Origin of the sequence: Paenibacillus nuruki, from assembly GCF_963311185.1 — a bacterium.
Classification (GTDB): Bacteria; Bacillota; Bacilli; order Paenibacillales; family Paenibacillaceae; genus Saccharibacillus; species Saccharibacillus nuruki.
In genome coordinates, this window is sequence record NZ_OY725677.1 from 1,214,882 (window position 1) to 1,227,221 (window position 12,340).

Consider the following 12,340-nt stretch of genomic DNA (forward strand, 5'->3'; position numbering starts at 1 on the left):
TGCTCATGTATAGATACATCCTTTTCCCAGATAATGTAGAGATTTGTAGATTGACGTTTGATCCATTCTGTTCTTAGGGTAAACTTAATGATGTACAACATATCACAAATAACGTAAAAAGTACGCACATGAAAGGTTCTGATTCCATGCAACCGACCATTGAAAGCATTTATAAACGATATAGTCCTGCACTTCGACCTACAGAGCAGGAAAACTCGATAGGGTACTGGTTTATCTTTCGTGGGAACCAACTACTTGTTCATGAAACAGGCGACCTACTAGCCGTTCCGGTTGGAGATCATCTGGACAAGTATGGATTAACGTCTAACCGCACACTTTATCTCGGTTCGATCGAAGGTGCTTCCTGTTATACGGCTGAAGTTGCAGAAGACAGTACCGTACCGGAAGGTATGATTTTTCTACCTCTTTTTGCTCTATATGACCGAATTGATGAAGATTTGTTCCATGTAGCTGGACGGGGTCTGCAAATGCTGTCTTGGGATGCAACACACCAGTTCTGCGGACGCTGTGGCAATCCGCTGAATCATGCAGATCATGAACGTAGCAAAGTTTGTCCAAATTGCGGATTGTCTCATTATCCTCGTCTGTCACCTGCTGTGATTACAGTTATTTTAAAAGGTGATCAGATTCTGCTCGCTCGTGCAGGTCATTTTCCAAATAACATGTATGGTCTGATCGCAGGCTTTGTAGAACCTGGAGAGACACTAGAAGACTGTGTACAACGGGAAACGATGGAAGAGGTCGGTATCAAGATCAAAAATATTCGCTATTACGACAGTCAACCGTGGCCATTCCCACATTCACTCATGATCGGCTTTATCGCTGAATATGATAGCGGTGAGATTCAAGTCGATGGTGAAGAGATCGCCGAAGCGAAGTGGTTCCATGCGGATGAACTCCCAAATATTCCACCGCGAGTCAGTATTGCACGTAAGATGATTGACTGGTATGTAGAAGAATATAAAAGCTAGATAAAATGTGAAAGCAGCAGTTCTACGGCATCATATTTGTATTATGGTTACTATTAGTCTATGTTGTCCGAAATGTTAGTACAGGTTGATAAGCAACGAGTCTTTGCTTATCTAACAATTACACTCCAATAGAAGTCTTTAGCTTATACGGGCTAAAGGCTTTTTAATATCTAATTCTTTAACATATAGAAATAAAAAATATTTTTCTTTACCGATCGTTCTCAATATGGTAGAGTTTAAAACAGAAGGTTGCTAACTAACCATATGTAAAGAATGTTTATACGCAAATAAGATATTCAAAGAAAAGTTTATTTTTTTGATATTTTTAGAACGATCATTCTTATATTTTTATGTTAGCAATCATTATCCTTTGTACAGTCTTATAAATGAATACAACGAACACGTTTAACTTTCACTTACTATATGAATAAGGAGCCATGACAATGAAAAAAACCGTATTGATCACAGGCGTATCCGGTGGGATTGGAAAAGAATTAGCAGATCTTTTTGCAAGAGATAGCTATAACTTGGTGTTGGTAGCACGTAATGAAGCCAAGCTACAAGAAATGGCGAAAGAGTACAAACAAAAATACGGTACACACTCGATAATCATCGCCAAAGATGTCTCGGAAACAGGAATGCCTCAAGCTGTTTTTGCAGAACTTCAGGAAAAAGGAATTGTCGTAGATTACCTGATTAATAATGCTGGATTTGGCTTGTATGGAACGTTTTTAGAAACAGATCTAGAACAAGAAGTGAATATGATTGATATCAATATCAAAGCTTTAACTGTAATGACCAAGTTATTTCTACCGGATATGGTGAAGCGAGGACATGGCGGGATCATGAATGTATCTTCACTTGTTGGATTTTTTCCGGGTCCGCTGATGTCTGTGTATTATGCGTCTAAAGCCTATGTATTATCTTTTACAGAAGCACTTGAAAATGAACTACGTGGAACCGATGTGACTGTGACAGCATTATGCCCGGGAGTGACAGCGACTGGATTTTTCAATCGTTCCGGTATGGAAGAAGCTCCGCAAATGGCAAAAAGCGGTTCAGTCATGACATCTAGTCAAGTAGCGAAGGAAGGGTATCACGGATTTTTAAAAGGAGATACGTTGATTATACCGGGAGCACGCAATCGCTTATTAGCATTTATGCCACGATTATTACCACGCAAATGGACAACTCGTCTCGTAAGATCTACACAAGCTAACACCAACCATTAAGCGTTACATTTTAGATGCAGAAGAGTCACTTTATTATTTAAGTAATGGTTAAATTCCAGCCTATGACTTCTTTTTGACACAACAAATGATTTTTAAAAATAATACTTTACCGATCGTTCTAGAAATGATATGCTTATGGCGAAAGAAAGAGAAACGGTCTTTTATATCAATTATAGAATGATCGTTCTCAAATTAAAAATATGATTAAAGGGAGCAATAATAATGAAATATACAGTGATCACAGGAGCAAGTTCAGGAATTGGTTATGAGAGCGCATTGGCATTTGCAGCTAAAGGAAAGAACTTAATTATCGTAGCCAGAAGAGTAGAAAAGCTCGAAGAACTTCAAGCCAAAATCAAAGAATTGCATCCAGCATTAGATGTTGTAATCGTGGAGAGTGATCTTTCTATCACTCAGCAAGCCTATACGCTATACAACAGTCTAAAAAATTATCAAATCGAGACTTGGATCAACAATGCAGGACTTGGTGAAGGTTCTTTCATCGTCGATCAGAATCTAAGTAAAGTCGAAATGATGTTAAAAGTTAATATCGAATCATTAACGATTCTTTCCACTCTTTATGTTAAGGATTATGCAAATATCGAAGGCACTCAATTGATCAATGTATCTTCAGCACTTGGTTATGCGATTGCTGTTGGAAGTGTAGCCTACTCTGCTTCTAAATATTATGTAAGTGCATTTACAGAAGGTCTTGCCAAAGAATTAGAAATCAAAGGTGCGCATCTGAAAGCTAAAGTATTGGCTCCAGCGATCACTGAAACCGATTTTGTGAAAAACTCAAACGATATTGAAGAATATGATTATCAAGCCAATATGCCTAAGTATCACACAGCAAAAGAAATGGCTGGATTTATGGTGAATCTGTATGAAGGTACAGAGACTGTAGGTATTGTTGATACCAATTACGATTTTAATTTAACAGCACCGATCTACCCGGTCATTTCAGAATTTTAAATATCAATTAAGTGGTATTCAGCTTATAACCTATCAAATATCGGAGGAAGACAAATGGAAAAATTATGGACCCCCACGAAAATAGGAAATATGGAATTACATCATCGACTAGCTATGGCACCGATGACACGCAGTAGAGCACAAGAAGATGGTACCCCTGGAGAGTTAGCCGCAGAGTATTATACGCAACGCGCTTCTTTGGGGCTTCTGATTACAGAAGGAGCACAGCCTTCAGACGATGGTCAAGGATACTTATGGTCACCCGGTATTTATACAGAACAACATATCGCAGGCTGGAAAAAAGTGATTGATTCTGTTCATGAAGCAGGCGGATATGTCTATATACAATTGATGCATGTTGGACGGATGTCACATCCTGAAAATACACCTCATCATCGTCAAGCCGTAGCGCCTTCTGCGATTGCTCCTGGCGTCGATATGTTTACAGCAAATGGTATGCAAAATATCCCTGTACCTCGTGAGTTGAGCCAAGAAGAGATTCAAATAACGATTCAAGAGTTCCGTCAAGCCGCGGCTGCTGCTATTGCAGCTAGAGCAGATGGCGTTGAGATTCATGGGGCGAACGGTTATCTGATTAATCAATTTATAGGCGAAAATTCAAATACACGTACTGATGAATATGGTGGTTCGATCGAAAATCGTGCTCGCTTTGCTATCGAAGTTGCCCAAGCGATTGTAGAGGAGATTGGAGCCGACAAAACAGGATTCCGTATTTCTCCACATACACCACTTGGCGGTATTGAAGAAGGTGAACAGGGTCCTGATCTTTATCGTTACCTGACCAAAGAATTAGCACAATTCAATCTGGCTTATCTTCATATCATGCACCTTGGAAATGAAGAATTGTTAAAAGATATTCGATCTATATGGACGAATCCGTTATTGGTTAATCGTGCAGGTCGGACATTAGAAAATATAAGTGCAGATCTAGATAGTGGTCTAGCTGATCTTGTACCGGTTGGTGTATGGGCATTAGCTAATCCTGATTTGGTAGAAAGACTTCAAACAGGCGCACCACTAAATGAAGCAAACCCTGCTGCATTCTTTAGTGGAGGTAGCGAGGGTTACACGGATTATCCTACGTTAAAAGAATTAGAAAAACAAAAGAATTAGAAAAACAGTAACACAGTCATTCCTTTGATCTGCTTAAAGAGAGCGTACAATTTAAACCATGTACGCTCTCTATTATTCAATATTTTAATAAGTATAAATAGGATTTTTTAACATAAATGGTATATATTTGTATAATACGACTAAAAACATAAATTCTAAAATGAATTTAAAAAGGATGTGTACTCACACTTGAACAAAACAATGAAAGCTGCTCAGATCAGCAAGTATTCCAAGCAAATAGAAGCACAGGTGAATACGATTTCGATTCCAGATATTGAAGATCATGAAGTGCTGGTCAAAGTCAAAGCTGCCGCTGTGAATCCACTAGAAATGTTAATCATAACAGGCAGTGTCAAATTAATTCAGGACTACACTTTTCCACTGACAATCGGTAATGAATTAGCAGGTGTGATTGAAAAAGTAGGTAAAAATGTACGTGAATTTCAGGTAGGCGATGATATTTACACACGGTTACCTTTGAAAAAAATAGGCGCATTCGCCGAGTATGTAGCTGTAGATGCGGCGGCTATTGCACCCATGCCCAAAAATTTGTCTTATGCAGAAGCTTCAGCGGTAGCATTGACAGGACTTACTGCTTATCAAGGGCTACATGAAGAACTAGAAGCAAAATCAGGGCAGTCTGTGTTTATTGCCGGTGGATCTGGTAGTTTTGGACAAATCGCTGTACCTATCGCCAAAGCTATGGGATTAAAAGTTATTGTAAGCGGCAATGCACAGACACGCGAACGTACGTTACAGATTGGTGCAGATCAATATTTAGATTATACGAAAGAAAATTATGTAGACGTTCTAACGAATATTGATCATGTGATCGATGCTTTAGGACCGGAAGAGTTCGATAATGAATTACAAATTATGAAGCGTGGCGGACGATTACTTTCTCTTCGTACTGGACCTAATAAACGTTTTGCAGAAGATCGTGGCTTTCCTTGGTGGAAACAAAAGCTTTTTGGTGCTGTTGGTGCGAGATACGATAACAAAGCGAAGAAGAAAGACATACAATATCGATTTATCTTTGTCCGCTCAGACGGTACACAATTGAAAGAAATTACTCAAATCGTTGAAACCAATCATATTGTTCCACTTCTTCATCCGCAGACATTTACGATCAACGATATCAATTATGCGTTAGAGCTTGTAGCTAATGGTCGACCAAAAGGTAAAGTTATTATACAATTCTGATACGTTCAGTTTTGTAGACTCTGGAAGCTGAATAGTTAGAGATCGAAGGAGGCTACAAATTGAATCATATAAGAATTGAATTGATTACAGAAGCAACCAAAGATTCTCTGCAATTACCTAATGAGACCTTTCAGATATTCGGTGAATTAATCGTGACCAAGCCTAATGATCAATGGGAGTATCAAGAAAAGTACTTTGATCAGACGCAGGAGAAAACATTTCCAGAAGAAAATTATTCATTTGCCAAAATCTATCAGAATGGTTTTGCTATAGCTGCCTTTGATCAGGATATCTGTGTTGGACTCGCTGTGTTTGAGATCCATTGGAATAAGTATTGTTATCTTAGTGATCTGAAAGTAAATCAAAACTATCGTAGAAGTGGTGTCTCTACAGATATGCTTAATTTGGGAATAGTCGTATCCAAAGAAAAAAATTGTAAGGGCTTGAGTACTATTGCCCAATCGTATAATCTTGCTGCAAATAAATTCTATTTAAAATATGGTTTTGAAATCGGCGGTTTGAATACAAGAGATTACCATTTTACATCTGAACGAGGCAATTCTGATATCTATTATTATTTGGATTTTGAAGAATAATAGCATGATTTTAAAAGATTAATACTATGATGTTAAAGATTCAACAGTTTCTGTTAGGAATGAGTTGGGATCAATCTCACGTTTGCTGATCATTCACTTCAATGTATACTAAATAAGCGAGGTGAGAACAATGGCAAGGCATAAAGAATTTGAAATCAATGAAGTACTCGATAAAGCGATGTATCTATTCTGGTCCCAAGGTTATGAGAAGACGTCAATGCAAGAATTGGTTGATACGATGGGGATTCATCGCAGAAGTATCTATGATACATTTGGAGATAAACATGCGCTGTTTATTCAAGCGCTGCAACGCTATCAACTTCTTCAGTCCCAACGACTGCAACATTTATTGGAACGGCAAGTTCCTGTTACAGATATCATTCGTATATTTCTGGAAACAACGGTCGATAATCAAGCATTACCGAAAGGCTGTCTAATGGTGAATTCTGGTGTAGAATTAGGTACACTCGATCCTGAAGTCTCTGCATTAGTAGAAGGTGCTTATACACACACTGAACAATGTTTGTTGGATCTACTGGTGGCAGGTCAAGGAAGTGGAGAGATCCAAGCAGACCTTGATGCTGAACTGCTGGCTCACTATTTTATGAATGCCTGGTTAGGTCTACGTACCACAGTGAAAACAGCTGTAGATCAGCAGAAATTAACAGATATTATAGATACCACGTTAAGGATTTTGAACAAATGAAGTATATAACCTTATAACTATAGCCTAACCATTTGCGATCGCGAGAGAGTCATAATGTTTCAGGCTTTTTTATTTGGTATACAATGTTTATATTACACGTTTGATAGGAAAGGAGGACAATATGACTTTTTTTGATCATAAAAGAGTTTGGCTAGTGACTGTAATTGTGATGTTACTGTTTATGTTAATACCTAATAGAGTACATATAACACGAAATTTCCCTTCAGATATTGTAAAGCAGTATCAGTTTGGTCAGTTTTCTTCTTTTTTAACATTGCAGACAAGTGATGATCTGACAGGATATGAAAATCTATGGTTTATCACTATGCATACAGAGAAAGTATATTTTAAAACAGATTCTTTTTTTGTATCATTAATAGGTTGCTATATTACAGCATATTTTCTAATAAAAGTGTGGCAAGTACTGCGTAATCGGTTAAGTGTAAAGTAAGCTGTATACATAACGACTAAGCTTGAGGTGAAATAATGGATTTTTTGATACAAATGCTTGTAGGTGCAGGAGTAGTCTTTATTATTTTTGGTTTTATGACTATCCAAACGAATCGTAAAAATAAGCGTAATCAACGTAAATAAACGGTAGATTTGATATTTTGCACTATAGGCTTTCTCTGTTATCTAGAGAAAGTCTTTTTGGTTTATTTTATGATCAATGTTGACTTGGAGGGTAATTTTAGTTAATAATAACTATATGTTAATAACAATAAGTGAATATCATTCGAATATATATCTGATTTATTTTGCTGAACACATTTAACCAATAAACGTAAATACTAATAATAGCTAATTCTAATACGGAGGTTATATTTATGTCTGATTCGCCAACTGATGCGACGCCCATTCTTAACCATAAAGGTCTTACAGAAGAACAATTTCTGGAACAATATGATGCTGGTATATATGATCGACCTTCAGCTACAGTCGATATGCTGATTTTTACAGTCATGAATCAAGAGCAAGATAACTATCGCAAATTACCAGAAAAGTCATTGCAGTTGCTGATGATTCAACGTGGTGAACATCCATATATGGGGCAGTGGGCATTACCGGGTGGGTTCGTATCTATCGACGAAAGTCTGGATGAAGCGGCGGCTCGGGAATTGCGGAGTGAAACGAATCTAGAGCACATCTATATGGAGCAATTATACACATGGGGCGAAGTGAATCGTGATCCTCGCACACGGGTAATCAGTTGTTCTTACATGGCACTGGTCGATTCTACAACTCAGCAAGTACAAGCGGGAGAAGACGCAGACGATGCAAGATGGTTTAAGCTTAATTATCAGATTATGCAAGAGAAGAAAGTACGTTTACCCGATGGATGCGAGATTGAGCGGGATATTCGTATTCATTTACAGCATGGCGAACATGAATTATCTGGCTTGGTTCGAGTCACTCATGTCTATCGAGGTACGATCAACGATGTACGCTGGGAAGTAATAGAGAGCGAAGGAATCGCTTTTGACCATGCCAAAATGATTGCTTATGGTGTAGAACGTTTGCGTAGCAAAATTGAGTATACCGATATTGCTTTTAATTTGATGCCACCGTTATTTACATTATCTGCATTACAACAAGTCTATGAAATTATTTTGGATCGCGAGTTATTAGCACCTGCATTTCGTCGTAAAATCGCTTCACAAGTCGTAGCTACGAATGAATATACCAAAGATGCAGGACATCGACCGTCCCAACTTTTTCGTTTTCGTCCCGCTTGGGAAGAGGTCATCAAATAACGTCTAGATCAAGAAAAGAGGAATCATACAATGAGTAGATCAAGCTCTCAATCTGAACGTTTTTTATTTTTTTACCGAGATGCCTCTCCATTCTCTCAGTGGTATCCAGCTTCTTTTGAGTTGGAAGGGCAGCAATTTACATCAGCAGAACAATATATGATGTATGGCAAAGCGCAATTATTCGGTGATCGGGATATCGCTGCACGTATTTTGCAAGCCGACCATCCGCGTCAGCAAAAAGCGTTAGGTAGACAGATTCAACGATTTGATGATGAGCTTTGGAATCGAGAAGCCAAAAATATCGTATACCGTGGCAATCATGCCAAGTTTACGCAGAACCCGGAGTTATTACTGGTACTGTTAGCCACAGCTGGACAGACTTTAGTCGAAGCCAGTCCATCTGATCGTATCTGGGGTATTGGATTATCTGAAGATGATCCTCGTATCCATCAGCGGGCAACATGGCGGGGAACGAATTGGCTGGGCGAAGTTTTAATACAACTGCGAGAAGATTTATTGTCTCAAGTCTAACTAGAAATAGAGAAGTAAGGAGTTGCCAATCATGACATCACGAGAAGTTCGCTCCAAGTGGGCGCAAGAAACATTAGATATTTTAGAACGAGGTCATTACAAAGTACTATCAGGTAAACAGATTGAGATCAAGTCAGAGATTGAATATACTATCAATCATTCTGTTCTGTATACACCTGAAAAATTACCAACAGTCAAAGAAAAAGCAGTCGCAAAGATCAACACTCTTTTACAACATACAACTCACATAGGAAATCCAAATATAGCAGATTTATTACAACCGGAAGAGTCGTCATTGTCGGATGATGAGCGCTGTGCGTCAAAGATTATTGTAAATCCTTATTCAACGCTCAAAGCAGTTGAACAACTCACCATGAGACAACAACGTGACAAAGTCGCTTGTCTAAACTTTGCTTCTGCACGTAATCCTGGTGGTGGCTTTCTAGGAGGAAGCCAGGCGCAAGAAGAAAGTCTAGCACGTTCATCTTCTCTGTATCCGAGTCAGATTCAAATGACTGAAATGTATGATTATAATCGTAAGCAAAAAAGTTGTCTGTATTCAGATTATATGATCTACTCACCACAAGTAACGGTCTTTCGGGAAGACGATGGTTCGCTGAGAGCACAGACCTATCAAGTATCTATGATTACTGCACCAGCTGTTAATGCAGGTGTAGTCAGAGAACGTGAACCTGCAAATGTAGATCGAATCGGTGAAGTGATGTTAGAACGTATTCGCTATATTTTGGCTATAGCCGCAGAGCAGGGAGACGAGTATCTGGTATTAGGTGCATTCGGATGTGGTGTATTTCGCAATGATCCGCACGAAGTAGCAGCGTGGTTCCGTCAAGTGCTACTAGAAGAAAAATATGCACTCTTATTTAAACAGATTGTTTTTGCTGTGTATGATCGATCCCCCAAGAAGCATGTTATTCAAGCTTTTGAGAAAGTATTTTCACTATAATGAGCGTATGGATTCAGCCAATCTCCATAGATAAAGTTCAAGTCTTATATATCCCAAAGCATACCAATGTGGCTTGTCCATCATAAGGTATGCTTTTTATTTTTTGAAAGTAACTTATAAATTAAACTAAACAATTTAACTAACTCTCCGATATAATCCATATAGTACCAAAAAAGTATAATAACACTTATAATGTAAAGGGGTATACTCATGAAAAAAATGAACAAAGCATGTTCAGGATTAATCGCATTATCATTATTAGCAGGATTAACAGTAGCTGTTGCACCAACGGTTCAAGCACAATCCAGTCAAGCTGGAAATTATGTGAATACCAAATCCAAAACAGTCTTTTACAAAAACTGTAGCGCTGTTCGCAAAGCAGGTAAAGCGCCTTTGTATAAAGGAGAGCCAGGATACCGTTTAAAATTAGATCGTGATAAAGACGGCATAGCTTGCGAATAGTCTATAGCTTTTTTATATTAAAATAAAAAAAGAACCTTTGTCCTCCTCGTAGGGAGCAAAGGTTCCTTTTTATTTAATGGTGAATGTAATGCAGTCTTTAATTATTAAGTAAGTACCTTTTTTTCTCCATCTACGAATACGTTCCCATTTTTAAAAATATATAGTCCACTTTTTCCTGTTCCAATAATATTATTGCGATTAAAATTAATTGTACCCATCGTTCCGCTACCTAATGTACCGAAAACATACTTACCTGCTTCACTAATTGTATTATCATTAAATGTTACATTATCGATTTTTCCCGGTCCTGTAGTTACCAAAAGGCTTGGATGACCACCGCCTAGATTAGTAGCAGTAGAATTTAGTGTGTTGTTATTAACAGTAACTTGATTGACATCTTGAGTATTATAATCGCCCGCTTCTGTAGCCACTAAAATTCCAGCCATGTAAGTATTTTGAATAGAGTTACCTTCAATCAGTACATCATGACCGCCAACGACAGAAATACCACGTGCTTCTGTACTACCATTAACTTGATTGTTAAGAATTTTTACGTCATGAGTAGGGAGTAATTTGCCTGAGCTATCTTTATCATCACCGTAGCTAACAACAGCAATCATATCGTCCAGAGTACGATTGACCTTATTATTTGCAATCGTAATATTATAACTCCCATCAGTTGTATGAATACCATCTGCTCCTGTGTCTTGTACAATGTTATTTGTAATCGTTCCTTGATTAGCTTGACCTCTTATTAACATTCCAGCAGCACTCGATTTGTCTACAGTCACATGATCAATCGTAAAGTTAGTTGCGCCATGTACAGTAATACTGTTTTTCTCATTCGCACCATTGCCACGTTCAACGGTCGTCTGATACGTATGGGTCAATTTGCGAAGAGCAGGGCTGGTTCCAGACAGATCAATCGAGCCATTGTTAGGATCAGTAGAAGTCAGGATAGAGCTATCTTGAGATTCTCCATGAATGGCTACACTATCTACTTTAAGAATTTGACTTAGTGTAAAATTGCCTGTCGGTACATAGACTTCTTTTCCTTGTTTTTTAGCTTCTGTAATTGTTTTGGTAATCGCAGCGTAATCATCTTTGCCGTCATTGGGGATAGCTCCAAAATCGACTATCGATAGATACTGATTGTCTGGAGTGGTATACGTAATTGTTGGATTCCATAGGGTATGATCGAAGCTGATCGACTGTACTTTATTGATTACAAAATGAATTTGTGTGCCTTTGACCACTGGAATTTGAGTAACTCCGGTAGGGTTTTGGTCAGCAGTCGTTGTAATTTTTTGCGTCCACAAAGTAGTGTTGTCTTTTTTGATCGTAGCTTGGATACCATCGCCATCTGCGGAGCCTTTAGTGATACTTCCAGAGATCGTGATCGTGCCTGTACCTGGAGATATCCATGTACGAACAGCATCAGCAGTATTGCCGGGATGCTGAGCATTAGCAGAAACCCATGGATAACTTTGATTCAAATCCCAACGACTCGCACCCGTATTATAAGTGAGATTAGAGTATGTATTGCCAGACCCTTGTTGATAATACCAATTATGTTGTCCTTGTGTGGTAGCAAAGTCGCTAGATGCTTGATAAGACGTAGAAGCAGCATCTACCTGAGCAGGAATCTGGCTCCATCCCAATAACATTACCGATAATATACTTATACCTATCTGCCTCTTTTTCATGACACAGCCCCCTAATAATGTTAATTCATAGTATAATCCCATAATTTAGGATCATATAATAAATTAACCAACTCTCTAAAAAGGT

General features: G+C 38.3%; 12 protein-coding genes and 1 pseudogene. 12 read left to right on the plus strand and 1 reads right to left on the minus strand.

Features of this window, described 5'->3' with window-relative positions:
• Positions 1 to 128: 128 nt before the first annotated feature.
• From nudC to RCP16_RS05505, 12 genes and pseudogenes are all read left to right on the plus strand, one after another.
• Complete coding sequence (gene nudC, locus RCP16_RS05450; protein WP_308641827.1) at positions 129 to 992, plus strand: NAD(+) diphosphatase; 864 nt, start codon at positions 129 to 131, stop codon at positions 990 to 992.
• 443 nt (positions 993 to 1,435) lie between these two features.
• Positions 1,436 to 2,224 carry an SDR family NAD(P)-dependent oxidoreductase gene (locus RCP16_RS05455; RefSeq protein WP_308641828.1) on the plus strand — a complete coding sequence of 263 codons (789 nt, stop codon included), beginning with the start codon at positions 1,436 to 1,438 and terminating at the stop codon, positions 2,222 to 2,224.
• Positions 2,225 to 2,446: 222 nt separating this feature from the next.
• Complete coding sequence (locus RCP16_RS05460) at positions 2,447 to 3,199, plus strand: SDR family NAD(P)-dependent oxidoreductase (protein ID WP_069328763.1); 753 nt, start codon at positions 2,447 to 2,449, stop codon at positions 3,197 to 3,199.
• Between the two features lie 54 nt (positions 3,200 to 3,253).
• Positions 3,254 to 4,333, plus strand: a complete 1,080-nt coding sequence (locus tag RCP16_RS05465; protein WP_308641829.1) for an alkene reductase — start codon at positions 3,254 to 3,256, stop codon at positions 4,331 to 4,333.
• A gap of 189 nt (positions 4,334 to 4,522) precedes the next feature.
• Positions 4,523 to 5,536, plus strand: coding sequence for an NADP-dependent oxidoreductase (locus RCP16_RS05470; RefSeq protein ID WP_308641830.1), 1,014 nt, complete (start codon positions 4,523 to 4,525; stop codon positions 5,534 to 5,536).
• Between the two features lie 59 nt (positions 5,537 to 5,595).
• Positions 5,596 to 6,132 (plus strand): GNAT family N-acetyltransferase, encoded by a 537-nt coding sequence (locus tag RCP16_RS05475; RefSeq protein ID WP_308641831.1) that lies wholly within the window; start codon positions 5,596 to 5,598, stop codon positions 6,130 to 6,132.
• Between the two features lie 130 nt (positions 6,133 to 6,262).
• Positions 6,263 to 6,838, plus strand: a complete 576-nt coding sequence (locus tag RCP16_RS05480) for a TetR/AcrR family transcriptional regulator (protein WP_069328760.1) — start codon at positions 6,263 to 6,265, stop codon at positions 6,836 to 6,838.
• A gap of 121 nt (positions 6,839 to 6,959) precedes the next feature.
• Positions 6,960 to 7,289: a hypothetical protein gene (locus RCP16_RS05485; protein ID WP_069328759.1), complete on the plus strand. Its 330-nt coding sequence runs from the start codon at positions 6,960 to 6,962 to the stop codon at positions 7,287 to 7,289.
• A 376-nt stretch (positions 7,290 to 7,665) separates the two neighbouring features.
• The gene (locus tag RCP16_RS05490; RefSeq protein WP_308641832.1) at positions 7,666 to 8,592 is read left to right on the plus strand and encodes an NUDIX hydrolase; all 927 of its coding nucleotides are present in this window, start codon (positions 7,666 to 7,668) and stop codon (positions 8,590 to 8,592) included.
• Positions 8,593 to 8,622: 30 nt separating this feature from the next.
• Positions 8,623 to 9,123 carry a riboflavin biosynthesis intermediates N-glycosidase gene (gene ybiA, locus RCP16_RS05495; RefSeq protein ID WP_308641833.1) on the plus strand — a complete coding sequence of 167 codons (501 nt, stop codon included), beginning with the start codon at positions 8,623 to 8,625 and terminating at the stop codon, positions 9,121 to 9,123.
• Between the two features lie 31 nt (positions 9,124 to 9,154).
• Complete coding sequence (locus RCP16_RS05500; protein WP_308641834.1) at positions 9,155 to 10,087, plus strand: TIGR02452 family protein; 933 nt, start codon at positions 9,155 to 9,157, stop codon at positions 10,085 to 10,087.
• A gap of 294 nt (positions 10,088 to 10,381) precedes the next feature.
• Positions 10,382 to 10,549 (plus strand): annotated as a pseudogene (locus RCP16_RS05505) (excalibur calcium-binding domain-containing protein); the annotation flags it as partial.
• Positions 10,550 to 10,653: 104 nt separating this feature from the next.
• Here RCP16_RS05505 and RCP16_RS05510 read toward each other — a convergent pair.
• Complete coding sequence (locus tag RCP16_RS05510; protein WP_308641835.1) at positions 10,654 to 12,255, minus strand: right-handed parallel beta-helix repeat-containing protein; 1,602 nt, start codon at positions 12,253 to 12,255, stop codon at positions 10,654 to 10,656.
• Positions 12,256 to 12,340 lie beyond the last annotated feature (85 nt).

Bases quoted from the DNA above. Each gene is read 5' to 3' on its own strand.
- RCP16_RS05460 (WP_069328763.1), top strand. From the start codon at position 2,447: ATGAAATATACAGTGATCACAGGAGCAAGTTCAGGAATTGGTTATGAG.
- RCP16_RS05500 (WP_308641834.1), top strand. From the start codon at position 9,155: ATGACATCACGAGAAGTTCGCTCCAAGTGGGCGCAAGAAACATTAGAT.
- ybiA (WP_308641833.1), top strand. From the start codon at position 8,623: ATGAGTAGATCAAGCTCTCAATCTGAACGTTTTTTATTTTTTTACCGA.
- RCP16_RS05485 (WP_069328759.1), top strand. From the start codon at position 6,960: ATGACTTTTTTTGATCATAAAAGAGTTTGGCTAGTGACTGTAATTGTG.
- RCP16_RS05490 (WP_308641832.1), top strand. From the start codon at position 7,666: ATGTCTGATTCGCCAACTGATGCGACGCCCATTCTTAACCATAAAGGT.
- RCP16_RS05465 (WP_308641829.1), top strand. From the start codon at position 3,254: ATGGAAAAATTATGGACCCCCACGAAAATAGGAAATATGGAATTACAT.
- RCP16_RS05455 (WP_308641828.1), top strand. From the start codon at position 1,436: ATGAAAAAAACCGTATTGATCACAGGCGTATCCGGTGGGATTGGAAAA.
- nudC (WP_308641827.1), top strand. From the start codon at position 129: ATGAAAGGTTCTGATTCCATGCAACCGACCATTGAAAGCATTTATAAA.
- RCP16_RS05480 (WP_069328760.1), top strand. From the start codon at position 6,263: ATGGCAAGGCATAAAGAATTTGAAATCAATGAAGTACTCGATAAAGCG.
- RCP16_RS05510 (WP_308641835.1), bottom strand. From the start codon at position 12,255: ATGAAAAAGAGGCAGATAGGTATAAGTATATTATCGGTAATGTTATTG.